Origin of the sequence: Frondihabitans sp. PhB188 (assembly GCF_003752365.1) — a bacterium.
In the GTDB taxonomy this organism is placed as follows: domain Bacteria; phylum Actinomycetota; class Actinomycetes; order Actinomycetales; family Microbacteriaceae; genus Frondihabitans.
This window is the reverse complement of sequence record NZ_RJUO01000005.1, coordinates 22,253-47,976: the sequence shown is the minus strand read 5'-3', so window position 1 is coordinate 47,976 and position 25,724 is coordinate 22,253. Positions and strand designations below refer to the sequence as shown.

24 protein-coding genes are annotated in these 25,724 nt (G+C 70.8%); 12 read left to right on the top strand and 12 right to left on the bottom strand.

The window, feature by feature from the left end:
- Positions 1 to 36 precede the first annotated feature (36 nt).
- The 3 genes from EDF46_RS15200 to EDF46_RS15190 are packed head-to-tail and all read left to right on the top strand — an operon-like array spanning position 37 to position 3,151.
- Positions 37 to 891, top strand: coding sequence for a ribose-phosphate pyrophosphokinase (locus EDF46_RS15200; protein WP_123507171.1), 855 nt, complete (start codon positions 37 to 39; stop codon positions 889 to 891).
- Positions 888 to 2,471, top strand: a complete 1,584-nt coding sequence (locus EDF46_RS15195) for a nicotinate phosphoribosyltransferase (RefSeq protein WP_123507170.1) — start codon at positions 888 to 890, stop codon at positions 2,469 to 2,471. The genes EDF46_RS15200 and EDF46_RS15195 overlap by 4 nt, the downstream gene beginning before the upstream one ends.
- 2 nt (positions 2,472 to 2,473) lie before the next feature.
- The gene (locus tag EDF46_RS15190) at positions 2,474 to 3,151 is read left to right on the top strand and encodes an NUDIX domain-containing protein (protein ID WP_123507169.1); all 678 of its coding nucleotides are present in this window, start codon (positions 2,474 to 2,476) and stop codon (positions 3,149 to 3,151) included.
- A gap of 151 nt (positions 3,152 to 3,302) precedes the next feature.
- Here EDF46_RS15190 and EDF46_RS15185 read toward each other — a convergent pair whose 3' ends face one another.
- The 9 genes from EDF46_RS15185 to EDF46_RS15145 form a co-directional block, all read right to left on the bottom strand.
- Positions 3,303 to 5,648, bottom strand: a complete 2,346-nt coding sequence (locus tag EDF46_RS15185; RefSeq protein ID WP_123507168.1) for an FUSC family protein — start codon at positions 5,646 to 5,648, stop codon at positions 3,303 to 3,305.
- Between the two features lie 212 nt (positions 5,649 to 5,860).
- The gene (locus EDF46_RS15180) at positions 5,861 to 6,901 is read right to left on the bottom strand and encodes a LacI family DNA-binding transcriptional regulator (protein ID WP_123507167.1); all 1,041 of its coding nucleotides are present in this window, start codon (positions 6,899 to 6,901) and stop codon (positions 5,861 to 5,863) included.
- Positions 6,902 to 7,076: 175 nt separating this feature from the next.
- Positions 7,077 to 8,315, bottom strand: a complete 1,239-nt coding sequence (mmsB, locus tag EDF46_RS15175) for a multiple monosaccharide ABC transporter permease (protein WP_123507166.1) — start codon at positions 8,313 to 8,315, stop codon at positions 7,077 to 7,079.
- On the bottom strand, positions 8,299 to 9,852 hold the full coding sequence (gene mmsA, locus EDF46_RS15170; protein WP_123507165.1) for a multiple monosaccharide ABC transporter ATP-binding protein: 1,554 nt from the start codon (positions 9,850 to 9,852) through the stop codon (positions 8,299 to 8,301). Before mmsA ends, mmsB begins: the two co-directional genes overlap by 17 nt.
- Before the next feature lie 78 nt (positions 9,853 to 9,930).
- A complete protein-coding gene (gene chvE / locus EDF46_RS15165; RefSeq protein WP_123507164.1) occupies positions 9,931 to 11,055 on the bottom strand; it encodes a multiple monosaccharide ABC transporter substrate-binding protein in 1,125 nt (374 codons plus the stop codon).
- Between the two features lie 192 nt (positions 11,056 to 11,247).
- Positions 11,248 to 11,700, bottom strand: a complete 453-nt coding sequence (locus EDF46_RS15160) for a DUF2510 domain-containing protein (protein ID WP_123507163.1) — start codon at positions 11,698 to 11,700, stop codon at positions 11,248 to 11,250.
- A 175-nt stretch (positions 11,701 to 11,875) separates the two neighbouring features.
- A complete protein-coding gene (locus tag EDF46_RS15155) occupies positions 11,876 to 12,181 on the bottom strand; it encodes a transcriptional regulator (protein ID WP_123507162.1) in 306 nt (101 codons plus the stop codon).
- Positions 12,178 to 12,609, bottom strand: coding sequence for a chemotaxis protein CheY (locus EDF46_RS15150; protein ID WP_123507161.1), 432 nt, complete (start codon positions 12,607 to 12,609; stop codon positions 12,178 to 12,180). Before EDF46_RS15150 ends, EDF46_RS15155 begins: the two co-directional genes overlap by 4 nt.
- A gap of 141 nt (positions 12,610 to 12,750) precedes the next feature.
- The gene (locus tag EDF46_RS15145; RefSeq protein WP_123507160.1) at positions 12,751 to 13,173 is read right to left on the bottom strand and encodes a MarR family winged helix-turn-helix transcriptional regulator; all 423 of its coding nucleotides are present in this window, start codon (positions 13,171 to 13,173) and stop codon (positions 12,751 to 12,753) included.
- 66 nt (positions 13,174 to 13,239) lie between these two features.
- On the opposite strand from EDF46_RS15145, the gene EDF46_RS15140 reads away from it, so the two are divergent.
- Together EDF46_RS15140 and EDF46_RS15135 are read left to right on the top strand one after the other, a co-directional pair.
- Positions 13,240 to 13,965, top strand: coding sequence for an alpha/beta fold hydrolase (locus tag EDF46_RS15140; RefSeq protein ID WP_123507159.1), 726 nt, complete (start codon positions 13,240 to 13,242; stop codon positions 13,963 to 13,965).
- A 216-nt stretch (positions 13,966 to 14,181) separates the two neighbouring features.
- On the top strand, positions 14,182 to 15,501 hold the full coding sequence (locus EDF46_RS15135; protein WP_123507158.1) for an FAD/NAD(P)-binding protein: 1,320 nt from the start codon (positions 14,182 to 14,184) through the stop codon (positions 15,499 to 15,501).
- On the opposite strand, the gene EDF46_RS15130 is transcribed toward EDF46_RS15135, so the two are convergent.
- A complete protein-coding gene (locus tag EDF46_RS15130) occupies positions 15,498 to 16,553 on the bottom strand; it encodes an LLM class flavin-dependent oxidoreductase (RefSeq protein ID WP_123507157.1) in 1,056 nt (351 codons plus the stop codon). The two genes, EDF46_RS15135 and EDF46_RS15130, sit on opposite strands and share 4 nt — an antisense overlap.
- Positions 16,554 to 16,555: 2 nt before the next feature.
- Positions 16,556 to 17,893: an O-acetylhomoserine aminocarboxypropyltransferase/cysteine synthase family protein gene (locus tag EDF46_RS15125; RefSeq protein ID WP_233580065.1), complete on the bottom strand. Its 1,338-nt coding sequence runs from the start codon at positions 17,891 to 17,893 to the stop codon at positions 16,556 to 16,558.
- 98 nt (positions 17,894 to 17,991) lie between these two features.
- Between EDF46_RS15125 and EDF46_RS15120 the strand changes: the two genes are divergently transcribed.
- From EDF46_RS15120 to EDF46_RS15090, 7 genes are all read left to right on the top strand, one after another.
- Positions 17,992 to 18,696 (top strand): alpha/beta hydrolase, encoded by a 705-nt coding sequence (locus EDF46_RS15120; protein ID WP_148061231.1) that lies wholly within the window; start codon positions 17,992 to 17,994, stop codon positions 18,694 to 18,696.
- Positions 18,696 to 20,036 (top strand): LLM class flavin-dependent oxidoreductase, encoded by a 1,341-nt coding sequence (locus tag EDF46_RS15115; RefSeq protein ID WP_123507154.1) that lies wholly within the window; start codon positions 18,696 to 18,698, stop codon positions 20,034 to 20,036. The genes EDF46_RS15120 and EDF46_RS15115 overlap by 1 nt, the downstream gene beginning before the upstream one ends.
- A 65-nt stretch (positions 20,037 to 20,101) precedes the next feature.
- Complete coding sequence (locus EDF46_RS15110; RefSeq protein ID WP_199738297.1) at positions 20,102 to 21,652, top strand: ABC transporter substrate-binding protein; 1,551 nt, start codon at positions 20,102 to 20,104, stop codon at positions 21,650 to 21,652.
- Between the two features lie 4 nt (positions 21,653 to 21,656).
- Positions 21,657 to 22,694 (top strand): ABC transporter permease, encoded by a 1,038-nt coding sequence (locus EDF46_RS15105; protein ID WP_123507153.1) that lies wholly within the window; start codon positions 21,657 to 21,659, stop codon positions 22,692 to 22,694.
- A 1-nt stretch (position 22,695) separates the two neighbouring features.
- Positions 22,696 to 23,592, top strand: a complete 897-nt coding sequence (locus tag EDF46_RS15100; RefSeq protein ID WP_123507152.1) for an ABC transporter permease — start codon at positions 22,696 to 22,698, stop codon at positions 23,590 to 23,592.
- Positions 23,589 to 24,416, top strand: coding sequence for an ABC transporter ATP-binding protein (locus tag EDF46_RS15095; protein WP_123507151.1), 828 nt, complete (start codon positions 23,589 to 23,591; stop codon positions 24,414 to 24,416). Before EDF46_RS15100 ends, EDF46_RS15095 begins: the two co-directional genes overlap by 4 nt.
- Positions 24,413 to 25,243 (top strand): ABC transporter ATP-binding protein, encoded by an 831-nt coding sequence (locus EDF46_RS15090; protein ID WP_123507150.1) that lies wholly within the window; start codon positions 24,413 to 24,415, stop codon positions 25,241 to 25,243. The genes EDF46_RS15095 and EDF46_RS15090 overlap by 4 nt, the downstream gene beginning before the upstream one ends.
- 127 nt (positions 25,244 to 25,370) lie before the next feature.
- On the opposite strand, the gene EDF46_RS15085 is transcribed toward EDF46_RS15090, so the two are convergent.
- Positions 25,371 to 25,685: a hypothetical protein gene (locus tag EDF46_RS15085; protein ID WP_233580064.1), complete on the bottom strand. Its 315-nt coding sequence runs from the start codon at positions 25,683 to 25,685 to the stop codon at positions 25,371 to 25,373.
- Positions 25,686 to 25,724: the final 39 nt, after the last annotated feature.

Genomic DNA, 25,724 nt, shown 5'->3' with positions numbered 1-25,724 from the left:
TTGTGCAATGTGCACAGTTAGTTGTATGGTCGGGGTATGGCAATCACATTCGCTACCCGGATCGGACCGGGCTTCGTCACCACGCCGACATTCGAGAGCATGCGCTTCCCGGCCGGCGAAGGCCACGTCAAGGTCGCGCACGACAACACCGGCAAGGGCGACCTCACCGAGGTCGCGACCCTCACCGGCGCCGACGCCAACGATCTCGTGCTCCTGGGCATGTGGGCCGACGCCGCCAAGCAGCGCGCCGCCCGCACCGTCGCCCTCATCCCGTACCTGCCCGGTGCCCGCCAAGACCGCGGACTCCCGTTCGGGGCCAACGTCTACGCGACGATCATCAACGGCTTCGGCATCGACCAGATCGTGTGCCTCGACCCGCACTCGCCGGTCATGCCGTCGCTGATCGATCGGCTCACCATCGTCGACCCGGCGCACCTCGTCCGCCAGCACGTGGTCGGCCGAGCCGACCGCGACACGGCCCCGCAGCGCTACGCCGGCATCATCGCCCCCGACAAGGGCGCGATCGCCCGGGCCACCGAGGTCGCGACGATCTGCCACCTCCCCGTCTTCCGGGCCGAGAAGCACCGCAACCCCGACACCGGCAAGCTCGACGGCTTCACCTGCGAAGAGCTCCCCGAGACCGGGAGGTTCCTCGTGGTCGACGACATCTGCGACGGCGGCGGCACCTTCATGGGCCTCGCCGAGTCGACCGGCCTCCCCAGGGAGCGCCTCGGCCTCTTCGTCAGCCACGGCGTCTTCTCGGGGCGTGCGCCCGCCCTCGCCGACCACTTCGGCGAGATCGTCACCACCGACAGCTACCCCGCCCAGACCGAGATCCCCGGCCTGCGCGTCATCGACCTCCACCCCGCCCTGACAGGAGCAATCCAGTGACTTCCGCACACCCAGCGACCGCCGCACACCCCGTGACCACCATCGCCCCGCGCCTCACCACGGCCAGCCCGATCCAGGCGCTCCTCACGACCGACGGCTACAAGCAGTCGCACCGCCAGCTCTACCCCGCCGGCACCACGCGGATCCTGATCAACTGGACCAACCGCAGCAACCGCCTCCTGCCGGGCTCGAGCCACGCCGTCGTGTTCGGCCTCCAGGCATTCGCGCAGGAGTACCTCACCGAGGCGTGGGCTCCCTTCTTCGCCGCTTCCGAAGACGAGGTCGCAGAGCTGTTCGAGCAGGAACTGCGCGACTACTTCGGGCCGAACGCGATCGGCAGCGAGCACGTCCGCGCGCTCCACCGCCTCGGCTACCTGCCGCTCGACATCAAGGCCCTGCCCGAGGGCACCCTCGCCCCCATCGGCGTCGCGACCCTCACGATCGAGAACACCGTCGACGAGTTCTACTGGCTGCCGAACTACATCGAGACCGCCCTGTCGGCCAGCGTCTGGCACCCCGGCACAGTCGCGACCATCGCCCTCGAGTACCGCGACCTCATCGAGAAGTGGGCCGCGGCCACCGGGGGCGCCGTGGCCGGAATCGACTTCCAGGCGCACGACTTCTCGATGCGCGGCCAGTCGTCGCTCGGATCGGCCACCGCGTCGGGCGCCGGGCACCTGCTGTCGTTCCTCGGCACCGACTCGATGCCGACGTTCGACTGGATCCGCCGCTACTACCCCGGCGAGAACGGACTGCTCGGGGCGTCGGTCCCGGCGACGGAGCACTCGGTCATGTGCATCCGCGGCGAGCAGGGCGAGCTCGAGACGTTCAACGCGATCCTGGACGAGTTCCCGACCGGCATCGTGTCGGCGGTCAGCGACGGCTACGACCTGTTCAAGGTGCTCACCGACGTGCTGACCGAGCCGGCGCTCAGAGCACGGATCCTGGGTCGCGACGGCAAGCTCGTCATCCGCCCCGACTCGGGCGACCCCGTCGACATCGTCACCGGCAGCCACTTCGGCGACGAGCTCGCGGCCGCGGGCGACCGCGACCGCAGCCCGGAGGAGAAGGGCGTCGTCGAGCTGCTCGACGAGGAGTTCGGCCACACCGTGAACGAGGCCGGCTTCAAGGTCCTCGACAGCCACGTCGGAGTCATCTACGGCGACAGCATCACGATCGACCGCGCGACCCGCATCTTCGAGCGCCTCGCGGCGAAGGGCTACTCGAGCGACAACATCGTGCTCGGCGTCGGGTCGTTCACGTACCAGTACCTCACCCGCGACAACCTCGGCTCGGCCGTCAAGGCCACCTGGGCGCTCGTCGACGGAGAGCCGGTCGACATCCAGAAGGACCCGAAGACCGGCGGCGGCAAGAAGAGCGCCAAGGGCCGCATCGCCCTCCACCGCGACGCGAGCGGCGAGATCGTCCAGACCGACCAGGCGACGCCGGAGCAGGAGGCCGACAGCCTGCTGCAGACGGTGTGGATCGACGGGGCGTTCACGACGCTCCAGTCGTTCGCCGACGTCCGGGCCACGCTGGCCGCCGAGCGCACGGCTCGGGCGGCCCGCGCCGGGGCATGATGATGGGTGCACCCGCAGGAGGGGCCGGGGTCGGTGCGCCCGGCCCCGGCGGCCGGCCGCGACAGCCGCTGATCGCGGTCGACGTGGTGCCGGCGTTCTTCGACGCGGCGACGGGGCTCCACTTCGGCACGGCCGTGCGCGCGGCGGACCCCGCGAAGGGCCAGCTCGCGCTGCCGGGCGTCCTGCTCGGCGAGGGCGAGCGCCTGCGCGAGGCGGCCCACCGGGCACTGGAGGTCAAAGCGGGGATCGCCGCCGACGCCGTGCGCACGCTCGCGCAGCTCCACACGTTCGACGAGCCCGGGCGGGAGTCGCGCGAGCACTCGGTGAGCGTCGCGTACCTGGCGGTCGTCGCACCCGGGCCGGCCCTGGCGTCGCCCGCCGACTGGAAGCTCGCGAGTGTCCGGAACCTCAACCTGCCGTTCGACCACGAGGCGATCATCGACTTCGCGCGCGAGTGGATGGCCGCCCGGCTCTGGCACGATCACGGCGTGACGCGGGCGCTGACCGGCGACACCTTCACGCTCGCCGGGGCCAGCGACCTCTCGGCGGCGCTCACCGGCTCGGCCCCGCATACGGCCAGCCTGCGGCGGCAGCTGCTCGCACCGGCGAGCGGCGTGGTCCAGACCGACGAGACGGTGCCGGCGCGGGGCACCCCGTCGCGCGTCTGGGCCTGGCGCTGAGCCGTCGCGGGTGCGGCGGTTCGGGCTCGGCTCGGCCCCGCCGGCTCGGCCCCGCCGGATCGGCTCGGCCCGCCGGATCAGTTCGGCTCCGCCGGCTCGGCCCCGCCGGATCGGCTCGGCCCCGCCGCAGTTCGGGCGGGATCCTGCCGAATCAGCGGGTCGGGCGAACGTCGGCGGCGAGCGGCTCCTGCGCCGCCCCCAGCTCGGCCCCGCGCCCGCACAGCGACTGGTCGATCGCGTGGAGGTGGCGCGCGACGCCGATGAGCGAGCGGTGGCGGCGTGATCCGGTGAGGTCGGGGTGGTTCTCGAGCTGGTCGATCACGTCGCCGGCCGGGTGGAACACGATGTCGGCGATCCCGCCGTCGAGGGCACCGCGGAAGGTGTCGATGTCAGCCTGCACCGCCCGCATGGCCCGGTCGAGCGCTTCGCGGAGCCCCGCGGTGTCGGCGGCGCCGAGGGCTCCGTCGGCGCGTCTCATGAGGGCGCGGCCGTGGTACTCGCAGGCGCCGAGGATCACGAGCGTCCGCCGCGACCCCGACCGGTTCGAGACGCCGGCCCAGCCCTGCGTGATCGGCTTGCTCGTCGTCGTCAGCGCCACGTAGGCGTCGCGGAGGGCGCGGGCGTCGTCGGGTGCGGCGGCTGCGGCCCCGGCACGGGGAGTGGGGATCGCGAGCCGCTGCTCGGCGGTCCGGAGCGTCGCAGCCAGCTCGCCGAGGAACACCCGCGTCGCCGACCGCATCGCGTCGCGAGTGCTGTTGGGGAACACCACGTACGAGACCAGGATGCCGATCGCGGCCCCGGCCGCCGTCTCTTCGAGGCGGACCAGCAGGAGGTCGACGCTGAACTCGCCGAGCAGCCCGTACAGGAGCGCGAGCATCGTCGTGATGCCGAAGATCATCCACGCTGACGACACCTGCATGAAGTAGAAGCCGAGGAACAGCGACAGCAGGATCAGTATCAGGGAGACGACGAGGTTGCCGCCGACAAGCCCGGCGATCAGGACGCCGAGGACCACGCCGCCGAGCGTGCCCACCACGCGCTGCCAGCCCTTCGTGAGGATCTCGCCGCGCGTCGAGGTGCCGACGTAGACGACGAACGCCGCGATGACGGCCCAGAACCAGCGCGTCGACGAGAGCGCCGTGCCCGCCGCGATCGACAGTGCCGCCGCGAGGCCCACCTGCACGGCGGTCCGCGCCAGCTGGGGGAGCGCGGAGCGTCCTGTGGGCGGCCCAGCCGGAACCGCCGCGTCGTCGGGCCCGGGCGGGAGATCGCCGGCGGGATCGACGTCGGCCGGGTCGGCGTGGCTCGGCGCGGCGTCGCCGCCGCGCGCGACGATGCCCTGCCACGACGTGAAGCCGAAGCGCACGACGCGCGCGAGGGCCTCGAGCCGGTCGTCGCTGTCGGAGACCCCGCCGGGCGACACGTGCGCGCCGTGACCGCTGACGATCGGCGTCGCCGTCGTGTCGAGCGCGACGGCCGCGTCGGCGTCGGGAGCGGCTTCAGCGGGATGCGGCGGCGCGCTCTCGCGGCTGAGCTCCACGGGCGCGTGGACCGCCCGGCGCAGCTCGCGGAGCCGCCCCGAGAGCTGCTCGCGCTGCTCGTCGGTCATGCTCCCGTCGAGCAGCACGCGCCGCACGATGCTGTGCAGGCGCTCGAGCGTCAGCTGGAAGTCGAAGATGCGCACGCTGAGCTCGTCGTTCGCGAGCCCCTCGACGAGCGGGTGGTCGGCACTCGCCAGGGCCTGCTCGGCTCCGACGGCGGTCGAGCTCGAGGCCGCCAGGCGCGACGTCGCCGTGCGGTGCAGGCGCTCGTCGATGACGCCCTCGCGCACCCCGTCGTCGACGACGTCGAGCACTCGCCCCGCCCGGACTCCCAGCGCGCGGATCAGCCGGCGCAGGTCGCGGTCCGGGTGCTTCGGCCGCAGCAGCCAGCGGAGCGCGATCACGACGATGGCGGCGATGCTCACGGCGACCGCGACGACCGGGATCTCGGCCGGGGTCACGCGCGTGAAGATCGCGATGAAGTACGACATGAACGCGACCATGCCGATCGGCACGCCCCGCTGGCCGATGACGCGGGCGAACACCGCCGCCATGGCCACGGCGACGAACACGATGTCGGCCACCAGTGTGACGTCGTGCGTGAGTGCCGCCAGGGTCACGGCGACCAGCGACGACGGGATCATCAGCAGGATCGACACCGCGCGCGGCTTCGGCCGGGTGTCGCGCACCGCGTTGCAGGCGAGCATCGTCAGGATCAGCCCGGGGATCGCCCCCGCGGCCGACAGCCCGGTCAGCGCCGCGAGCCCGAACAGGATGATCGCGACCACGATGAGGCAGGTGATCGTCGTGCCGGCGTGCCGCAGCCTCGACAGGTCGGGGTCGGACGTCGCGACGAACCGCACGGCCCGGCGCAGCGGACGCGTCACCGCCCGGCGCACCCTCGCCGACGACGACTCGCCGACCGGGATCGCCGTCGTCGCCGTGTCGACTGCCATGCGGACCTCCTGCCCCCAGGCTATTGCTCGACGGCGTCGCGCGCCGTGCCGGACGGCCTCCGGGGCAGGCGGGAGCCCGGCGCCGGGTGCGCCGGCGGCTTGCCCCCCTGTCGCGAGATGGCCCGCGTCGTCGGCCCCGCCCTCGTACGCCGACCGGCACGGCCATCTCGCGGTCTCGGCCGGTGCCGATCACGGCCGGCGACGGGGCGGGCTCAGCCGTTGCGCCCGACCGGATGAGTCCGGGGCGCGGTCGACGACGAGCGGGCCACGAGCGCCGGGATCGTCCGCTCGCGCTCCGAGGCCGGACCTCCCGCCAGGATCCCGACGAGGTCGTCCATCAGCTGACGCCCGAGCGCGTCGAAGTCCTGCCGCATCGTCGTGAGGGGAGGCGTGTAGTGGGCGGCCTCGGGGATGTCGTCGAAGCCGACCAGGGAGATGTCCTCGGGCACGCTGATGCCGGCGTCCTCGAACGCATGGAGGAGGCCGAGCGCCATCTGATCGTTGGCGACGAACACCGCGGTGACGTCGCGGATGAGGGGGACGACGATCTTCCCCGCCTCGAACCCGCTCTGCGGAGTCCAGGCTCCGCAGACCACGTCGCGTGCGGTGAGGCCGTGGGCGGCGAGCTCGTCCCGCCAGCCGCGCGCGCGCTCGGTCGCGTCGAGGGAGTCCGGCGGTCCGCTGACGTGCAGGATCTCGCGATGGCCGAGCGCCACCAGATGGCCGACGGCGCGTCGAGCACCGTGGTACTGGTCGAGGGAGAGGCTGTGGAAGCCGGAGTGCCCGACCGGGTCGATCGAGACGAGGGGAACCGCGAGGTCGACTCCGGCGATGGCCTCGTAGGCGCTGGTGCGGACGGCGATCAGCACGATCGCCTCGACGTTCTGCCGCATCAGGAGGGCGAAGGCGGCCCGGACGGCGTCGGCGCTGGCGTCCGCGACGGAGGCGAGGGTCACGGCGTAGTTCGCGGCGTCGGCCGCGACGCTGAAGCCGTTGGCGATGCTCGCCGGCCCGAAGTCCGTCGCCCCGGTGTTGATGACGCCGATGGTGCGCGAACGGCGGGTCACGAGAGCCCGGGCGGCGACCGAGGGGGTGTACTGGAGCTCCTCGATGGCCTTCTCGACCTTCTCCCGCGTCTTGTCCGCGACGTTGGGCATGTCGTTCAGGACCCGCGAGACGGTCTGGTACGAGACGCCCGCGAGTCGCGCGACGTCGAGGATCGTCGCTGCTCGGGTGCTGCTGCCCGTGACCATGGCGTGCCCGTTCGATGAGGTGGATGGCGGCGGGGTGGGGGAGGCGCCGTGGCTCATTATCGCGCCAGCCGCTGGGGCGCCGAGCCGAGTCGGGGAGCCGTCGGGTAGTGACGACGGAGGCCCGCGGGAATGATCCCGCGGGCCCCGCCGTCTGCTCGACGCTGCGTGTCGAGTGCTACTTGATCGAGCTGGCCGCGCGACGCTTGTTGAAGACGTCGAAGGCGACAGCCGCGAGCAGGACCAGGCCCTTGATGAGCGACTGGTACTCCGTGCCCACACCCAGGATCGACATTCCGTTGTTCAGGATACCGATGATGAGACCGCCGACGATCGCCCCGGGGACGGTTCCGATGCCGCCGGTGACGGCGGCGCCGCCGATGAAGACGGCCGCGATGGCGTCGAGCTCGAACCCGGTGCCAGCGCTGGGGCTGGCGAGGTTGAGCTGGCCGGTGAAGACCAGGCCGGCCAGAGCCGAGATGACGCCCATGTTGACGAACAGCAGGAAGGTCACGCGCTTGGTCTTGACGCCCGACAGGGACGCCGCCTGCAGGTTGCCGCCGATGGCGTAGGTGTGGCGGCCGAAGACCGAGTTGCGCATGACGGACGCGTAGATCACGACGAGCGCACCGAGGACCACCAGGACGATGGGCGTGCCGCTGTAGCTCGCGAGAAGGAAGGCCACGTAGACGACGAGCGCCACGGTGAAGGCCATCTTGACGATGAACCACGCGAAGGGCTCGTCCTCGAGCTCGTACTTGCGGCGGACCGCGCGCCCGCGGAACCCGCTGAGCACGATGGCGATAGCGGCCACGGCTCCGATGATCAGGGTCAGCGGCTCGTAGCCCGACGTGCCGAACGCCGGCAGGAATCCGGAGCCGAGGGCGCGGAACTGCGACGGGAACGGCGAGATCTGCTGGTTCTGGAGCGCGATCTGAGCCGCTCCACGGAATGCCAGCATTCCGGCCAGCGTCACGATGAACGCCGGTATCCCGAAGTAGGCCACCCAGAAGCCCTGCCAGGCTCCGACCAGAGCACCCAGGATCAGGCACAGGATGATCGCCACCCACCAGGGGAGGCCCCACTGCGTGATCATCACACCGGACATCGCGCCGATGAAGGCGACCACCGATCCGACCGACAGGTCGATGTGGCCGGCGATGATGATCATGACCATGCCGATGGCCAGGATGAGGATGTAGCTGTTCTGGATGACCAGGTTCGACACGTTGATCGGACGCAGCGTGATGCCGTTCGTCGCGATCTGGAAGAAGATCACGATCACCAGGAGGGCTATGAACAGGCCGATCTGGCGGAGCTGGCCCGCGAGATAGGTCGCTGCGGACCCGAGGGGTCCGGGCTGCTTGCCGGGCACGAGGTCCTGGCGGGGGTTCTTGAGGTCAGATGTCGCGCTCATTGACGGGGGCCTCTCGTTCTTGAGTCATGTATTTGAGCAGGTACTCGGGGGTCGCCTGGTCACGGGGGACGTCCGCCGTGATGCGCCCTTCCGAGAGCGTGTAGATGCGGTCGCAGATGCCGAGGAGCTCGGGCAGCTCGGAGGAGATGACGATGACGCCCTTCCCCTGGTCGGCGAGCGCATTGATGATCGTGTAGATCTCGTACTTCGCACCGACGTCGATGCCGCGGGTCGGCTCGTCGAGGATGAGGACCTCCGGGTCGGAGTACATCCACTTCGACAGGACGACCTTCTGCTGGTTGCCGCCGGAGAGCTTTCCCGTGAGCACCGAGACGTTCGGAGCCTTGATGTTCATGCTCTTGCGGTAGCCCTCGGCGACGGTCGTCTCTTTCGACGCGTCGACGAATCCGAGGTGCTCGAGCTTGCCGAGCGCGGCGCCGGAGACGTTGCGCTTGATGTCGTCGATGAGGTTGAGGCCGTAGCGCTTGCGGTCCTCGGTCGCGTAGGCGAGGCCGTTCTTGATCGCGTTCGAGACGGTGTTGGTCTGAATCGGCACGCCGCGCTTGTAGACGGTTCCGGAGATCCGCGTCCCGTAGCTGTGACCGAAGACGCTCATCGCCAGCTCGGTGCGCCCGGCGCCCATGAGCCCGGCGATGCCCACGATCTCGCCGGCCTTCACGCTGAGATTGGCCTGGTGGACGATCTCGCGGGAGGCGTCGAGGGGGTGGTGGACGGTCCAGTCCTCGATCCGGAGGAGCTCCTCGCCGATCGTGGACTCGTGCTCGGGGTAGCGGCTCTCGAGGTCGCGCCCCACCATCGCCTTGATGATCCGGTCTTCCGACACCTCGTCGGCGTGCATGTCGAGCGTCTCGATGGTCTTGCCGTCGCGGATGATCGTGACCTTGTCGGCGATCGCCTTGATCTCGTTCAGCTTGTGGCTGATGATGATCGACGTGATGCCCTGGCTCTGCAGGCTCTTGATGAGGTCGAGCAGGTGCGCCGAGTCGTCGTCGTTCAGAGCGGCGGTCGGCTCATCCAGGATCAGGATCTTGACCTTCTTGGAGAGGGCCTTGGCGATCTCGACGAGCTGCTGCTTGCCGACCCCGATGTCCACGATCTTGGTGACCGGGTTGTCGCGGAGACCGACCCGGGCGAGCAGCTTCGCGGCCTCGAGGTTGGTGTCGTTCCAGTTGATGAAGCCGCGCTTCGAGCGCTCGTTGCCCAGGAAGATGTTCTCGGCGATCGACAGGAACGGGCTGAGCGCCAGCTCCTGGTGGATGATCACGACGCCGGCCGCCTCGGAGTCGTTGATGTTCTTGAACTCGACCGGCTGGCCGTCGAGAAGGATCTGCCCGTCGAACGTGCTCGCGGGGTAGACGCCGGAGAGCACCTTCATGAGCGTCGACTTGCCGGCGCCGTTCTCGCCGCAGATCGCGTGGACCTGCCCGCGCTCGACTTCCAGCGTGACGTCTTGCAGGGCCTTCACCCCGGGGAACGTCTTGGTGATGTCACGCATCTCGAGGATGGTGTTGGACACAGTGGGTCCTTACTTCCGTGGATGGTCGGGAAAAGGGGGCGGCGGCCCGCTGGGGCCGCCGCCGCGATGGTGCCGGTGCTACTTGAGGTCGGCTGCCGTGTAGTAGCCGCTGTCGATCAGGACCTTCTTGTAGTTGTCCTTGGTGACGACGGTCGGCTGGAACAGGTAGGTCGGGACGACCTTAACCTTGTTGTTGTAGCTCTTCGTGTCGTTGACCTCGGGCTTCTTGCCGTTGAGCAGGTCGTCGGCCATCGTGACGGACTCGGTCGCCAGCTGGCGGGTGTCCTTGTAGATGGTGGAGTACTGCTCACCCGCGATGATCGACTTGACCGACGCCGCTTCGGCGTCCTGTCCGGTGATGGTCGGGAGCGGCTTCGACGAGGTGCCGTAGCCGGCACCCTGGAGAGCGGAGATGATGCCGATCGACATGCCGTCGTAGGGCGAGAGGACGCCGTCGACGTTCTTGCCGGCCGAGTACGACTTGGCGATCAGGTTCTGCATGCGGGCCTTGGCGGTAGCCGGGTCCCACTGCAGCGTCGCGGCCTGCGTGAAGCCGGTCTGTCCCGAGCCCACGACGAGCGTGCCGTCGGCGATGTAGGGCTTGAGGGTCGCCATGGCGCCGTTGAAGAAGAAGGTGGCGTTGTTGTCGTCGGGGCTTCCGGCGAAGAGCTCGATGTTGAGGCCCTTCTTCGATCCCGTCTTCTTGCCGTCGGCGTCGAGGACGCCGAGGCCCGTCAGCAGGCTGGTGGCCTGGTCGACGCCGACCTTGTAGTTGTCGAACGACACGTAGTAGTCGACGTTCTTCGAGCCGGTGAGGAGGCGGTCGTACGAGATGACCTTGATGCCGGCCTTGGCGGCGGCGTCGAGCTGGTCGCTGAGCGACCCGCCGTCGATCGAGGCGACGATGAGGACCTTCGCGCCCTTGGTGATCATGTTGCTGACCTGCTGGGCCTGCGTCGGGATCTTGTTGTCGGCGTACTCGAGGTCGACCTTGTAGCCCTTCTTCTCGAGGTCGCTCTTGACGGCGTTGCCGTCCTTGATCCAGCGCTCCGACACCTTGGTCGGCATCGCGACGCCGACGAGGGCGCCCTTGTTGCTGCCGGCGTCGTCGCTCGAGCCGCCAGCGCGGCCTCCCGAGCAGGCCGCGAGGCTGAAGGCGAGGCCGATGGCTGCTGCGCCGACGAAGAACTTCTTTGTCTTCATGGTGTTCCTTTTTCGTGTGGTGATCGTGAGGTGCAAAGGCTCGGAGCGTCGATGTGGACTCCGATGTCTTCTGGCGTTTCGAGAGTGTGAACGTTCACAATCCGGGGTCAATACTAGGCATCGCTCAGCGAATCGCAAGCTAGGACTGTCTCGTTTCGGTAACGGGCCTTCTCGGCGAGGCGCTGAGGCGGGCTACGCGGGGTGGCGGGCGGCCCGGATGGCTGATCCCAGGGCGTCGAGGAAGACCCGCCAGTCTGCGGCGCTGGTCTTGGAGCTGCGCCGCAGGCTCGTCTCCGAGAAGAAGCTCGGCCGTGACCTCGGGCGCGCTCCGGCCAGGGTCACGTCGAACGCGTCGCCGTTCCGCGAGACCACGAGGCCGTCGACCTCGCGCAGATCGATCTCCTGAAGGGCCGGCCGATCCGGCTTCTGCCGGTAGCGCAGGATCCACCCGTCGAGCTCGGCCACGCCCGTCGTCCCGCGCACGGCGAGGGGCCCCGTCGGTGCCGGCGGCTCGTCGCCGGTGCGCGTCCGCTCGGTCCAGGCGTCGCCGTCCCACCAGCGGAGCCGTCCGGGATCCTCGTCGGGGTACCAGCCCGAGGGCGTCTTCGGAGCGGGACGATCGAGTCCGGACGAATTCGCGCTCATGCCCGGAGAGTCCTCATGCCCGGAGAGTCTAGGGCGGGAGTGCCGGTGGTGCACCCGCTGCGGGCCGGTCGCGGCCCGCCGCGAGGTGGCCCGCGTCGTCGCTGCCGCCCCGGCGCGCCTACCGGCACGGCCATCTCGCGGCGGGGGCGCCGCGCTCGCGCGGGGCCGAGCGGGCTCAGCCCTCGCCGGCGATCTCCCGGAGCGCGTCGAGGTGCCCCCGCCAAGCCGCGCGGCCGCGACGCGTCAGCGAGAGCGTCGTGCGCGGCGTCTTGCCGACGAACCCCTTGCCGACGGCGAGGAACCCCGCCGCCTCGAGCAGCGACACCTGCTTGCTCAGTGCGGAGTCGGTGATCTCGACGGCGTCGCGCACCTCGCCGAAGCTGAGCTTCTCGGCCCGGTCGAGGGCCGCGACGATCGAGAAGCGCACGGGATTCAGGAGGGGGTCGGCCAGGCGGTGGCGGGGATGCTCCGTCATGGTCATCGCCGGGCCTCGACGGCGGCGCACACGAGCGTCACGAGAAGGACCAGCCCCGATGTCGTGCCGGCCCACGCGACTGATCCGTGCGCGAGGGCGACGGCGGCGATCGCGCCCGCGTAGGCGGTCGACCAGCACGCCATGTAGACGGTCCAGCGCCGGCTCCACGCGAAGGCGCGGCGGCCCTGCGTCGTCACGAGGAAGAACAGCAGCAGCGCGAAGGTCGCGGCGAGCGTCCCGACGTAGACGAGGCCGAACGCGCGACCCTCGGTGAGGGTCATGGCGGCTGTGCCGAACGACGTGGTCGAGCCGAGCCCGAGCAGGAAGGCGATGTAGGGCCAGCGCACGGCGTCGTGCGTGCGCCGGCTCAGCGAGTCGGCGTGGCTGAGCAGGCGGCGAGCCGCGGCGGGGGTGATGTCGGTTCGGTCGGTCATGGTGTCCCCTTTCGTCGACTCGAGCCTCTCATGGACTTGCCAATTCGGCAAGTACTTTCCCTCAGTCGAAGCGGGGTGCGTGCCGAGCGCCGGGCCGCGCGGGAGCGCCCGGCCTGCCACGCCGCAGCCGCGCCCCCGGGATCACGGCCGGGACGCACCGCCCGTCAGCCTCGCCAGGAGTTCGAGCAGCACGGCGCGCTCCGTCTCGACGAGGGGCGCGAACAGCTCGGGCAGGACGCGGGCGGTGACGGCGCGCCCGTCGGCGAGCATGCTGCGGCCGGCGTCGGTGAGGCGGTGCTCGAGGCGACGCCCGACGCCGGGGGAGCGCTCGACCCAGCCGGCCGCGACGAGCCGGGTGCCGAGGGTGCCGAACGCCTGGTCGCTCTGGAACGTCGTCACCGCCAGGTCGTGCGCGGATGCCGCCGGGGCGGCGTCGATGGCGCGGAGGGCGTCCCACTGGACGAGGGTGACGCCGATGGCGCGGAGGGCGGAGTCCATGGCGCGGTGGTCGCGGTCCTGGGCGCGCTTGATGGCGAGTCCGAGGAGATCGAGCTTGACAGGCATGGCGTCAGCGTATCAGGATGTTGATATCAATATGTTTACAATTGGCATCCGGCGTCAGGAGACCCCATGAGCAGCACCCGCACCGCCCTCGTCCTTCACGGCGGCGGAGGCCCCGCCACGATGACCCCGATCGTCGCCTCCCTCGGCGAGGGGTTCTCCGTCGACGCGCCGGTGCACCCGGGGTGGGAGGGCACGCCGAGCGTGCCGGGCGACACGATCGCCGCACTCGCCGGCCGCTACCTCGCCGAGCTGCGGGATCGCGGCGTGCGCGACGCCGTCGTGGTCGGCTCGTCGATCGGCGGCTGGATCGCGGCCGAGGTCGCCGTGCAGGACGGAGCCGTGCCCGAGGCCGAGCGGGTCGTCGGCCGGCTCGTGCTGATCGACTCGGTGGGCGTCGACGTCGCGGGGGAGCCCGCGCGTGACGTCTCGGGCCTCGACGCCCGCGGGCTCGCCGAGCTCGCCTGGGCCGACCCCGATCGCGGCTACGTCGATCCGGCGACGCGAACGCCCGAGCAGCTCGCCGCGACCCGCGGCAACATGGCCTCGCTGCAGGCGTACTCCGGCGGCCCGGAGATGCGCGACTCGACCCTGCTCGTGCGGCTCGGCGGCGTCGCGGCCGACACCCTCGTCCTCTGGGGCGAGGCCGACCGCATCGTCACGCCGGCCTACGGGCGAGCGCTGGCGAGTGCGATCCCCGGCGCCCGGTTCGAGGTCGTCGCAGACGCGGGGCATCTGCCGCACCTGGAGCAGCCGGCCGCGACGCTCGGCCTGGTGCGCGGCTTCGTCGGCTGAGGCCGGGCTCTGCCGGTCCGCGAGATGGCCGTGCCCGTCGGGTAGCCCTCGCGAGATGGCCGTGCCGGTCGGCACGACGCGGCGCGGCCGACGACGAGGGCCATCTCGCGGAGGCGGAGTCGGACGCCGAGGCGGACACGGACGCGGACGCGGAGTCGGAGGCCGAGGCGGAGCCGCGTGCGGGCCGCTCGCGGCCGCCGTCGCTACGGTGAACCCATGACGTCCAAGCCCTCCTCCGTGATCATCGTCGGAGGCGGCGCCTCGGCCGTCTTCGCCACCGTCGCCTTGCGCGAGCGGGCCGTCGCGGACGGCGTGGAGCCGCCCCGCATCACGGTCGTCGGCCGCGAGGAGGTCGTGGGGCGCGGCCTCGCCTACGGGCGCGCCGACGCGCACCACCGGTTGAACAGTCCGGCCGGCAAGATGAGCCTCACGGCGTCTGACGCCGACGGCTTCCTCCGCCACCTCGACGAGACCGGGTGGCGCGACGTCGACGGGTCGTCCGCGACTCCGGGCGCGTTCGTGCCCCGGGAGGTCTTCGGCGACTACGTCGAGGCGGCCTTCCGCGCGCTGGTCGACGACCCGGCCTCGGGCGTGGCCTTCGAGCAGGGTGAGGTCGCCGACGTCGACGACTCGGGCACGGGCCCCTTCGTGACGCTCGCCGACGGCACGGCGCTCGCCGCGGACGCCGTCGTGCTCGCACTCGGCAATCCCGCGCCCGGGCGCGTCCCGACCGGGGCAGCCCGTGCGATCGACGACCCGTGGGCCGTCGGGGCGCTCGACGGCATCGACGCCTCCGACCATGTGCTGCTGATCGGCACAGGCCTCACCATGATCGACGTCGCGACCTCGCTGGCTCGGCGCCTGCCGGGCATCCGGATGACCGCGACGAGCCGGCACCTGCTCCTCCCGGCGGTGCACCCGAGCGTCCCGGCCGCTCCCGGCCCGGGCCTCGGCGACGGCCTCTCGACCCTCGGCGGCATGATGTCGGCCTTCTCGGCGCGGCTGCACCGGGCCGAGGCGGAGGGGACCCCGTGGCAGGCCGTCGTCGACGGCGTGCGCCCGCAGACCCAGGCGCTGTGGCTGGCGCTCGACCAGGCCGACCGCGAGCGGTTCCTCGCCCACGGGGCGCGGCGCTGGGACGTCCACCGCCACCGCATGGCGCAGGCCGTGTGGGCCGAGCTGTCGGGCCTGCTCGACGCCGAGACCCTGACCATCGCCGCCGACGTCGACACGTCGGGATTCGACGTGGCCGTCAACTGCACCGGCCCCGCCTCCGTCGCATCACGCGGCTGGAGCCCCCTCGTCGACCGCCTGCTCGACCGCGGCCTGGTGGCCGGCGACCCCACCGGCCTCGGCTTCGACGCCGACCCCGACGGTGCCCTGCTCGGCGCCGAGGGCCTGGCCTCAGGGCGGCTGTTCGGCATCGGCGCCTCGCTCAAGGGCGCGCTGTGGGAGACCGTGGCGATCGGCGAGGTGCGGCTGATGGCGTCGAAGATCGCCGCGCGGCTGGGAGTTCCTGCGACCGCCGCCGCCTAACGGAACTGCAGGGCAGGAACCAGCGGGAACACGTCGCGCGCGATCCGCTCGAGCTCCTCGTGAAGCGGCGACGACTGGATCAGCAGGAGCGTGAGCCCGGCGTCCTGGTACTCGCGAATGCGCCCGGCGACCTGCTCGGGCGTGCCCACCAGATTCGGACGGAGCCCTCGGGTGCCGACGGAGTACTCGCGCTTCGAGAGCTCGACGTCGAGGTTCGAGTGGGCGCGGAACTCCTCGAACGACGCGTACCCGGGGGAGTCGGGGTCGACCGTCGTGATCCTCTCCAGCTCGAGCTGCGCCTCGGCCTCGGTGTCGCGGACGATGACGTAGGCGGCCATGCCGAACTCGCGGAACGGCTCGCCGTGCAGGCGGAGGCGGCGCCCGTTCATGTCGGCGACCTTCGCGCGCACCTCGTCGACGGTGCCGCCGTGGAGAACGTACGAGTCGGCGAACCCGGCGATGGCCTCGCGGCCAGCGTCGCTCTCGCCGCCGGCGAAGATCGCGGGGAGCGCCTCGGGCTTGGGCGACAGGATGGCGTCGGCCACGCTGTAGAAGTCGCCTGCCCGCGTGAAGCGCTCCTCGGTCCACATCCCGCGGAGGATCTCGACGAACTCCGTCGCCTGGTCGTAGCGGCGGTCATGCGTGGTGAAGACCCCGCCGTACTGCTTCGCCTCCTCCGCCCACCAGGCGGCGACGACGTTGAGGGCGAACCGGGAGGCGGCGTCCGGGCCGAGCCCGGCGATGTCAGTGATCGTCGCGGTCGCCTTCGCGATGACGCCCGGGTAGTGGAAACCGGGCCTCACGGCGGTCATCACCCGGAGCCGCTCGGTGACGGCGAGGATCGCCGTGGACAGCGACCAGGCTTCGAGCGACGGGGCGTCGATGCCCTTGCGGTCGTTGAGGTACAGCTCGGGCACGAGCGTCGTGTGGAAGCCGAGGCGGTCGGCCTGGGTAGAGATCCGCTTGATGTAGTCCCAGGCGGCGGGCATGCCCTCGTCGCCGACGTTGCGGAGGAAGCCGCCGTAGACCGGTGTCCAGTAGCCGAAGTGCACGGTCAGATCGCCTCCGTCGCGAGCGCGTCCGCGGGGATGACGGCGGTGAGCGAGCTGTCGAGGTCGGCGATCAGGTCGCGGACGTCCTCGAGGCCGATCGAGAGGCGGATCGTGGCCCGCGAGAATCCGGCCTCCTCGAGCTGCTGCGGCTTCAGGTGGCTGTGCGTCGTGGTCGCCGGCTGGATGACGAGGCTCCGGACGTCGCCGATGTTGGCGACGAGCGAGAAGACCTCGAGCGAGTCGATCACCCGGGCGACCGCGCTCTCGCCCGCAGCGAGGTCGAACGAGAAGACGGCGCCGGCGCCGTCGGGAAGGTACCGCCGGGCGAGCTCGTGGTATGGGCTCGAGGCGAGGCCCGGGTGGTTGACCCTCGACACCGCGGGATGCGCGCTCAGGAACTCCGCGACCGCCAGCGCGCTCTGCGTCTGCCGAGCGACCCGCAGCTCGAGCGTCTCGACCCCCTGCAAGATCTGGAAGCTGTTGAACGGCGACAGCGACGGCCCCAGGTCGTGCACCCACTTCGTCTTCGCGTAGACCAGGAAGGCGCTGCCCTCACGGCCGAACCGCTCCCACAGCACGACGCCGCCGACCCGCTTGTACGGCTGGGTGAACTGCGGCCACTTCTCGGGCTCGGCGCCGAAGTCGAAGGTGCCGAGGTCGACGATGACGCCCGCGAGAGACGAGCCGTGACCGCCCAGGAACTTCGTGGCCGAGTGCACCACGAAGTCCGCCCCGAACTCCTTCGGCCGCTGCAGCACCGGGGTCGCCAGCGTCGAGTCGATGACGAGAGGCACCCCGGCCTCGTGCGCGATCGCCGCCACCTCGGCCATCGGGAGCACCGTGGCGGTCGGGTTGCCGATCCCCTCGGCGAAGAACGCGCGCGTCGTCGGGCGCACGGCGGCGCGCCAGGCGTCGAGGTCGTCTTGATCGACGAGGGTAACCTCGATGCCGAAGTCGGCGAAGGCGTCGGTGAGGAGGTCGATCGTGCCGCCGTAGAGCTGGGCGGGCGCGACGACGTGCTGCCCGGTGCGGACCAGCGACAGCAGCGTGATGGCGACCGCCGCCTGCCCGGACGCGGTGCCGAGCGCCGCGACGCCGCCCTCGAGGGCGGCGAGCCGACGCTCGAAGACCGACTGCGTCGGGTTGCCGTTGCGGCTGTACAGGTTGCCCGTCTTCTCGAGGGCGAAGATCGCCTGAGCGCTCGCCAGGTCGTCGAACTCGTAGGCCGCCGTCTGGTAGATCGGCGTCGCGACGGTGTTCTGCGCCACCGGCGGCAGAACGCCTCCGTGGATCTGCGTCGTGGCGGTGCGGGGCTTGGGGGACTCGGCTGATGAACTCACCTTTCGAGTCTGCCGAAGAGGCCTGACTCGCGACGTAACACACTGTCGAACGACGTCACGAACTGGTTCGTTCGGCTGATCCGCACGAGCATCGGACCATGCCCACATCAACCACCACCGCCCGAATCGAAGCCCTGCCAGTGGCAGCGGCCCGAGGAACCGCGGTCGTCTTCGGCGGCCGCGGCGAGACCCCCGAGGTCTATCGCCGGCTCGCCGACCGGCTCGCCGCCGACGGCTACCGGGTGGTCGCGTTCGGCGCTGTCGAGCCCGGGACCGTCGAGGCCGCACGAGCCGAGCTCGACCGCACCGAGGCCGGGCCGCGCATCGTCGTCGCCTCCGACTCGGGCGTGGCCGCCGCCTGGCGTGCCGTGGCCGACGGCGACCTGGTCGTCGACGGTCTCGTCGTCGCCGGAGCGCTGACCGCCTCGGGCTCCCATGACGTCGGGGGCGACGCCGAGATCGCGGAGCGGACCGCATGCCCGGTGCACCGCGGCCGCCTCGGCATCGACGGCGTCCTCGAGAGGGGTGCCCTGGCGAGCCACGGCGCCGCCGACGAGGTGGATGCGGCGCTGGCCGGGCGAGTTCCTGCGCCCGTGCTCGCCTTCCACGGCGAGGTCGACGGCGTGAGCGACATCGATGCGGCCGTGGCGGTCTACCGGGCCCTGCCCGACGTGCGCGCGTTCGGCCTCGAGGGCGGACTGCACGACGTCTTGAACGACCTCTCTCACCGGTCGGTGGCTGCGCAGATCGTGCAGTTCGCCGAGCGGCTCCGCACCCCCGACCACGGACTCAGGAGCATCTGATGACCGATTCGACGAAGCTTCACCTCGGCGTCATCCTCACCGGCGCCGGCGGCCCCGGTCACCCCAAGACGTGGCTCGACGACGATCTGCCGCTCGACTCCAGCGTCGACGTCGACTGGTACATCGAGTACGCGCGTCTGGCCGAGCGGGCGAAGTTCGACCTGGTCTTCATCGTCGACAGCCAGTTCATCACGCCCGACTCGCCGCCCCACTACCTCAACCGCCTGGAGCCGCTGACGCTGCTCTCGGCGCTCGCCGTCACGACGTCGCACATCGGACTCGTCGGCACCGCGACGACCTCCTACAACGACCCGTACAACCTCGCCCGTCGCTTCGCGTCGCTCGACCTCATCAGCCGAGGTCGTGCCGGATGGAACGTCGTCACCTCGGGCGACGCGGGCACCGCCGGCAACTACGGTCGCGACGAGCACTACGACTACGACACGCGCTACGGGCGGGCGCGGGAGTCCGTCGAGGTGATCCGCGGGCTCTGGGACTCGTACGAAGACGACGCCTTCCCGCGCGACCGAGCCTCGGGCGTCTTCCTCGACCCCTCGAAGCAGCACCGGCTCGACCACCGCGGCGAGCACTTCTCCGTCGTCGGGCCGTTGAACATCGAGCGCAGCCCGCAGGGTCAGCCCGTCGTCTTCCAGGCCGGCGACTCGGAGCAGGGCCGCGATCTGGGCGCGACGATCGGCGAGGGCATCTTCACCCACGCCTCCTCGCTCGAGCAGGCCAGGGCCTTCCGCGACGACATCCGGAGCCGGGCCGTCGAGAAGGGCCGCGACCCCGATTCGGTGAAGATCCTGCCCGGCATCAGCGTCTACCTCGGCGACACCGACGCGGACGCCCGGCGCATCGAGCGCGAGTACCAGGCCATCGAGTACGACTTCGACCGGGCGGTGAAAGAACTGGGTCGGCCGTTCGGCTGGCACGACTTCTCGCAGTACGACGCCGACGCGGCGTTCCCGGACGTCCGCGCCGTCGCCGCGCTCAGCTTCAAGACGCAGGCGGACCGAATCACCGAGACGGCCCTCTCGGAGGGCCTCACGCTGCGTCAGGTCGTCGAGCGCGTCTCGGCGCCCAGGCCCGGGGTGTTCGTCGGATCCTCCGAGACCGTCGCCGATCTGCTCGTCGAGTGGTTCGAGGGCGGCGGCACCGACGGCTACAACCTCCACGTCGACCACCCCTCGCAGTTCCGGCGCTTCGTCGCCGAGGTGGTGCCGCTGCTGCAGGAGCGAGGCGTGTTCCGCCGCGACTACGAGTCGACCACGCTCCGCGGCAACCTCGGCATCCCGGTGCCCCGGAACCGCTACTCCGGAGCTCTCGTCGACGCCTGACCCGCCGCTTCCCGACCTCACCTCGCTTCTCGCTCCTTCACGACCGAACCCCCAGGAGAACACCCGTGACACCACCGATTCTCGACCACGTCGTCGGCCGCAGGACCCTGCTGACGACGGGAGCCGCCTCACTCGCCCTGGTGCTGGCCGGCTGCTCGACGACGTCGACCGGAACCGGCGCGTCGACTGCCGCCGGAGCGGCGACCGGCACGCTCAGCTGGGCCTCGTCGTACGCCCCGTCGAGCTGGGACCCGGTGGTCAACGGCAGCGGGGCGGCGTTCCGCATCACCGCGCTCGCCTACGCGTCGCTCACCAACACCGACGAGGACGGCAAGGCGGCGCCCGGGCTCGCCGAGAGCTGGACCTATAACGACGCGGGCACGAAGGTCACCTTCCACCTGCGTCCGGGACTCACGTTCGCCGACGGGACCGCCCTCGACTCGACCGCAGTGAAGAAGTACATCGAGCGTGCCCAGACGCAGGAGAACTCGTCGCTGGTCGGCGAGGGCATCTCGGTGATCGAGTCGGTGGAGACGCCGAGCGCCACCGACGTCAGGCTAAACCTGAGCCAGCCCGACTTCCAGCTGCCGCTCGTGCTCGCCCAGCGGGTGGGGCAGATCACCAACCCGAGCAGGTCGGCGGCCGAGCTCAACGAGAAGCCCGACGGGGCGGGGCCGTTCACCCCTGTCACGATCGTCGCAGGATCGAAGGCGACGTTCGTCAAGAACCCGGACTACTGGGACGCCGACAACATCCATATCGCGAACGTCACGGTGTCGTTCGGCGCCGACGCGTCCAGCATCGTCTCCGGCCTGCAGAGCGGGGTCTACAACTTCTCCGACCTGACGCCGAGCCAGGTCAAGGCGGCGAAGGCCGCCAATCTCGACGTGGTGCTGCAGCCGGGCTTCAACGCCAACAACCTCAGCGTCAACACGACGATCGCCCCGTTCGACAAGCCGGAGGTGCTTCAGGCGCTCAACTACGCCATCGACCGCGAGGCGATCGTCAAGCAGATCGACTTCGGCTACGGGACGGCTGCCACGGAGCCCTTCCCGAAGGGGTACATCGCCTACGACCCGTCGTCGGCGGCGCGCTACGCGTACGACCCGACGAAGGCCAGGCAGCTGCTCGCCGACGCGGGCTACGCCGACGGCCTCGAGGTCGAGTTCGTCGTCTCGGCCGACACCCCGACGAACGAGCTCATCCAGGCGCAGCTGAAGAAGGTGGGCATCACGGCCGCCCTCAAGGTCGACACGAACTGGGCCACCTCGTTCTTCGCCAAGAAGCTCGCCCTGACCACCTACGGGACGACCGGCCGCGACTCGCCGATCCAGACCCTGCAGGCCCACTTCGGACCAGCAGGCGCGCTCAACTCCGCCGGCACCGAGCCCGGCAGCGCCTTCGACGAGGCCGTCGCCACCGCCCTCGCCACGCCGCTCGACTCGGACGACTACGAGAAGAACATCCAGGCCGCGACCGCGGCCGGTCTCGCCACGACCGGGCTGATCTTCACGGACAGTCTGCCGAACATCCTCGTCAAGACGAAGGCGGTCTCGGACCTCCCGAGGATACCGGCGTACATCACCTGGACCGGCGTCACCATCACCGGACGCTAACGGCATGGCCACCGCAACCGAGATCGAGGTCGGACGCACCCGCGTGGCGCGTCCGACCGAGGCGCGGACGGCCGGGTCGCTCCGCTGGAAGCGGATCGGACTCGCGATCCTGCGCCCCTTCGCCGTATTCGTTCCGGTGTTCCTCTTCGGCACGTTCATCACCTTCCTACTCGGGACGCTGACGGGGCTCAACCCCGCGTACGTGCAGCTCGGCGAGGCCGCGACACCGGATGCCGTGGCCCGTCTGAACCACCAGTACGGGCTCGACCAGCCCTTCCTGGTTCAGTACTGGACCTGGTTCAGCGCGCTCCTCCACGGCTCGCTCGGATCGAGCTGGATCGACGGGATCTCGATCTCGACCCTCATCGGCCAGCGGATCGTCATCAGCCTGTCGGTCGCCGCGCTCGCCCTCGTGATCGGCATCGTCGTCGGCGCCGCTCTCGGCGGCGTGGCCGCGATCCTGCAGACCACCTGGGTCGACCGCGCCATCACGGGATTCACCTCGCTGATGTCGGTCATGCCGCCGTTCACGGTCGGGATCATCCTCGTGGCGATCTTCGCGGTGCAGCTCAAGGTGCTGCCGTCGGCCGGGTACATCTCGCTCAGCCAGGGGCTCTGGCCATGGTTCAGTCACGTGATCCTCCCCGCCATCGCCCTCAGCTTCGACATGGTCGCGGGCGTCGCGCGCCAGCTGCGGGCCGGCCTCGTCTCGGCCTACGGCCAGAACTACGTGCTCGGAGCCACCGTGCACGGCCTGAGCCCGAGGCGCATCTTCTTCGTCCACGTGCTGCGCAACGGCGGCGGTCCGGCGCTGGCCCTCGTGGGCCTGAGCCTGCCGAACCTGCTCGGCGGCGCCGTCGTCACGGAGACCGTGTTCGGCCTCGCGGGCTACGGCGTGTTCGCCAGCTCGTCGGCCCTCCACGGCGACGTCCCCGCGGTCCAGGGCGTGCTGGTCGTGTCGATCGTCCTCGTCGTCGCCTTCAACCTGATCGTCAACATCGCGCTCAACCGCATCGAGCCGAGCGCGAAGAGAGGCGTCTGACATGTACTCGCGACTGCGCCGGCTGCCGTCCTTCTGGATCGCGTCCGTGCTCCTGGTGCTCGTCCTCCTGCTCGGGATCCTCGGCTCGGCCCTCGCGCCGCACGACCCGCTCGCGGGCGGCTCCGCGCTCCTCCAGGCACCCTCGGCGACGCACCTGCTGGGAACCGACTACCTCGGTCGAGACGTCCTCAGCCGACTCCTCGCCGGCTCCCGCGTCTCGATCCTCGGAGCCTTCGAGGTCGCCGCCATCGCGCTGGTCGTCGGGACCATCCCCGGCCTGCTGTCCGTCTACCTCGGCCGGGTCTTCGAGTGGCTCACCCTCCGCATCATGGACACGCTGATCGCTCTGCCCTTTCTCGTCTTCGCGGTGGCGCTGACCGCTCTTCTCGGCAACGGCCTCACCCAGGCCATGCTGAGCGTCGGCATCCTGCTGTCGCCCATGTTCTACCGGGTGTCGCGCGCCGCCGCCCTCACGGTGTCGAGCTCGCAGTACGTCGAAGCGGCGGTCCTGAGCGGCGGCTCGACGGGGTGGGTCCTGCGCCGCCACATCGGGCCCAAGGTGCTTGCCCCGATCGGCATCGCCTTCGCCAACGCCGCGGGAGTGGGCCTCGTCATCGTCGCCAGCCTGACGTTCCTCGGCATCGGCGTGCAGCCCCCGGCTCCCACCTGGGGAGGCATGCTCGCCTCCGACCTCGGCTACCTGGCCTATCAGCCGTACGCGCCGGCCTACCCGATCGTCCTCATCATGCTCACCGTGTGGGCGTTCAACCTGCTCGCCGACGTGCTCCGCGACACCTCCGGAGAGGCGGGTCGGATCCTGCTGAAGAAGCGCGCGCTCGCCAAGGCCCGGCGCCGTGGGCGCCGACTTCAGCCGCAGCTCGCCGGGAGGGTCGAATGACCGCGGATCGTACCGTCATCACCGTGGACGGCCTCAGCATCTACAACCACCTGCACGACGACGTCGCCGTCGAGAGCGTCTCGTTCTCGCTGCGACCCGGGCAGGCGCTCGGCATCGTCGGCGAGTCGGGAAGCGGCAAGACCATCACGTGCCGCGCCCTCCTGGGGGTCCTGCCCGAGCTGTTCGAGGTCACGGCCGGACGCATCGAGATCGACGGCCGCGACACGGCGGCGCTCAGCCGCAGGCAGTGGACGGCCCTCCGGGGCACCACCATCTCGGCGGTCTTCCAGGACCCCGCGACCTACCTCAACCCGTCCATCCCGGTCGGGCGGCAGATCGAGGAGATCCTGCGCGTCAAGAAGGGGCTGCCGCGCCGCGAGGCGAGAGCGGCCGCCGTCTCGCTTCTCGAGACGGTGCGGATCCGCGATGCCGAGTACGTCTTCTTCCAGTACCCGTTCGAGCTCTCCGGCGGCATGCTGCAGCGTGTCCTGATCGCGGCCGCCGTCGCGTGCGAGCCGGCGGTGCTCATCGCCGACGAGGCGACCACAGCGCTCGACGTGACGGTCCAGGCCGAGATCCTCGACCTGCTCACCGACCTGAAGGACCGCCTCGGCCTGGCCCTCATCGTCGTCTCGCACGACCTGGCCGTCGTCGCGCAGATCTGCGACGACGTTCTCGTGATGCGCTCCGGCGCCGTGGTCGAGCAGGGGCCGACCGAGCGCGTGCTCCACGACCCCGAGCACGAGTACACGCGCCTGCTCCTCGACGAGCACCACCGCTTCGGACTGGAGCGGTTCCTCCGACCGGCAGGAGCCGCCGAATGACCGCCGAGACGATCCTCACCGTCGAGAAGCTGCAGGTCGCGTACGGCCGCGGCGCACGGCAGAAGCAGGTGCTCTTCGACGCGGATCTCAGGATCCGAGCCGGCGAGGTCGTCGGGCTCATCGGCGAGACCGGATCGGGCAAGTCCACCCTCGCTCGCGCGATCCTCGGACTCGTGGAGCCCTCCGACGGCAGCGTCCGGTTCGGCGGTACCGAGCTGACGACCCTGAAGCCGGCTCAGCTGCGGGCGTTTCGGCGGACGGGCCAGGTGCAGTACGTCTTCCAGGACCCGATGCGGAGCCTCGATCCGGAGTTCACGATCGAGCAGTCGATCGCCGAGCCGCTCGTCACCGGGGGAGGGCTGGCCGCCGACGAGATCGCCCGCCGAGTGCGCACGTACCTCGCCAGGGTGCACCTCGACGAGGGGCTCCTGTCACGGCTTCCGGGCCAGGTCTCGGGAGGCCAGCGCCAGCGGGCCGCCATCGCGCGTGCGCTGATCACGGAGCCCCGGCTGCTGATCCTCGACGAGCCCGTGAGCGCGCTCGACTCCGCGAACCGCGTGCAGATCCTCGAGCTGATGCAGGAACTCGCGGGCCCGGCCGTCTCGCTCCTGTTCATCTCGCACGACCTGGGCTCCGTGGCCGGCATCACCGACCGCGTCGTCGTGCTCTACCGCGGGCGCATCGTCGAGGAGGGCTCCACCGAGTCGATCATCAACACGCCGCAGCACGCCTACACCCGCCTGCTCGTCGGCTCGGCGCCGACGCTGACCGGCGGAGCGACGTCGAGGGCCGAGCGCGACGAGCTCCGGGCGCGGGTCGAGCCGTAGCCCCGGAGGTCGGCGGCGTGCTCGCGGAGTCCGGGGCGCGCGGGAGCGCCCGGCGGGCTCGTCGCAGCTGCGCCCCAGTGCCCTGCCGGGGTTCGGTCGCGTGCGCGCCGGGCCTTCTGGCGCGGGTCTACGCCTCGACGTTCACGAGCGTGATGACCTGCGAGTCGGTCCACCCGTCGATGCCCTCGAAGGCCTCGGCGCGCTCGGGCGAGCCCACGTACGCGGCCTCGATCTGCGCGAACGCGGCGGCGTCGCCGGGAGCGCTGACGGCCCAGACGAACTCGTTGCTCTCGGGGATCGCGTAGGCGAACTCGATGGCGAACCCGGCCTTCTCTCGGACGGGCACGAGCTTGGAGTGCCACCACGGCAGGAACTCCGCCATCACTCCGGCGCGCAGGGCGTAGCGGCGGAGCTGGACGGTGCGGATCTCGACGTCGGTCATGGGGCCAGCGTACCGGCGGGGCTCGCGCGGCGCGGGCGG

Bases quoted from the DNA above. Each gene is read 5' to 3' on its own strand.
- EDF46_RS15200 (WP_123507171.1), top strand. From the start codon at position 37: ATGGCAATCACATTCGCTACCCGGATCGGACCGGGCTTCGTCACCACG.
- EDF46_RS15190 (WP_123507169.1), top strand. From the start codon at position 2,474: ATGGGTGCACCCGCAGGAGGGGCCGGGGTCGGTGCGCCCGGCCCCGGC.
- EDF46_RS15185 (WP_123507168.1), bottom strand. From the start codon at position 5,648: ATGGCAGTCGACACGGCGACGACGGCGATCCCGGTCGGCGAGTCGTCG.
- EDF46_RS15180 (WP_123507167.1), bottom strand. From the start codon at position 6,901: ATGGTCACGGGCAGCAGCACCCGAGCAGCGACGATCCTCGACGTCGCG.
- mmsB (WP_123507166.1), bottom strand. From the start codon at position 8,315: ATGAGCGCGACATCTGACCTCAAGAACCCCCGCCAGGACCTCGTGCCC.
- chvE (WP_123507164.1), bottom strand. From the start codon at position 11,055: ATGAAGACAAAGAAGTTCTTCGTCGGCGCAGCAGCCATCGGCCTCGCC.
- EDF46_RS15160 (WP_123507163.1), bottom strand. From the start codon at position 11,700: ATGAGCGCGAATTCGTCCGGACTCGATCGTCCCGCTCCGAAGACGCCC.
- EDF46_RS15155 (WP_123507162.1), bottom strand. From the start codon at position 12,181: ATGACCATGACGGAGCATCCCCGCCACCGCCTGGCCGACCCCCTCCTG.
- EDF46_RS15150 (WP_123507161.1), bottom strand. From the start codon at position 12,609: ATGACCGACCGAACCGACATCACCCCCGCCGCGGCTCGCCGCCTGCTC.
- EDF46_RS15145 (WP_123507160.1), bottom strand. From the start codon at position 13,173: ATGCCTGTCAAGCTCGATCTCCTCGGACTCGCCATCAAGCGCGCCCAG.
- EDF46_RS15140 (WP_123507159.1), top strand. From the start codon at position 13,240: ATGAGCAGCACCCGCACCGCCCTCGTCCTTCACGGCGGCGGAGGCCCC.
- EDF46_RS15135 (WP_123507158.1), top strand. From the start codon at position 14,182: ATGACGTCCAAGCCCTCCTCCGTGATCATCGTCGGAGGCGGCGCCTCG.
- EDF46_RS15120 (WP_148061231.1), top strand. From the start codon at position 17,992: ATGCCCACATCAACCACCACCGCCCGAATCGAAGCCCTGCCAGTGGCA.
- EDF46_RS15115 (WP_123507154.1), top strand. From the start codon at position 18,696: ATGACCGATTCGACGAAGCTTCACCTCGGCGTCATCCTCACCGGCGCC.
- EDF46_RS15105 (WP_123507153.1), top strand. From the start codon at position 21,657: ATGGCCACCGCAACCGAGATCGAGGTCGGACGCACCCGCGTGGCGCGT.
- EDF46_RS15100 (WP_123507152.1), top strand. From the start codon at position 22,696: ATGTACTCGCGACTGCGCCGGCTGCCGTCCTTCTGGATCGCGTCCGTG.
- EDF46_RS15095 (WP_123507151.1), top strand. From the start codon at position 23,589: ATGACCGCGGATCGTACCGTCATCACCGTGGACGGCCTCAGCATCTAC.
- EDF46_RS15090 (WP_123507150.1), top strand. From the start codon at position 24,413: ATGACCGCCGAGACGATCCTCACCGTCGAGAAGCTGCAGGTCGCGTAC.
- EDF46_RS15085 (WP_233580064.1), bottom strand. From the start codon at position 25,685: ATGACCGACGTCGAGATCCGCACCGTCCAGCTCCGCCGCTACGCCCTG.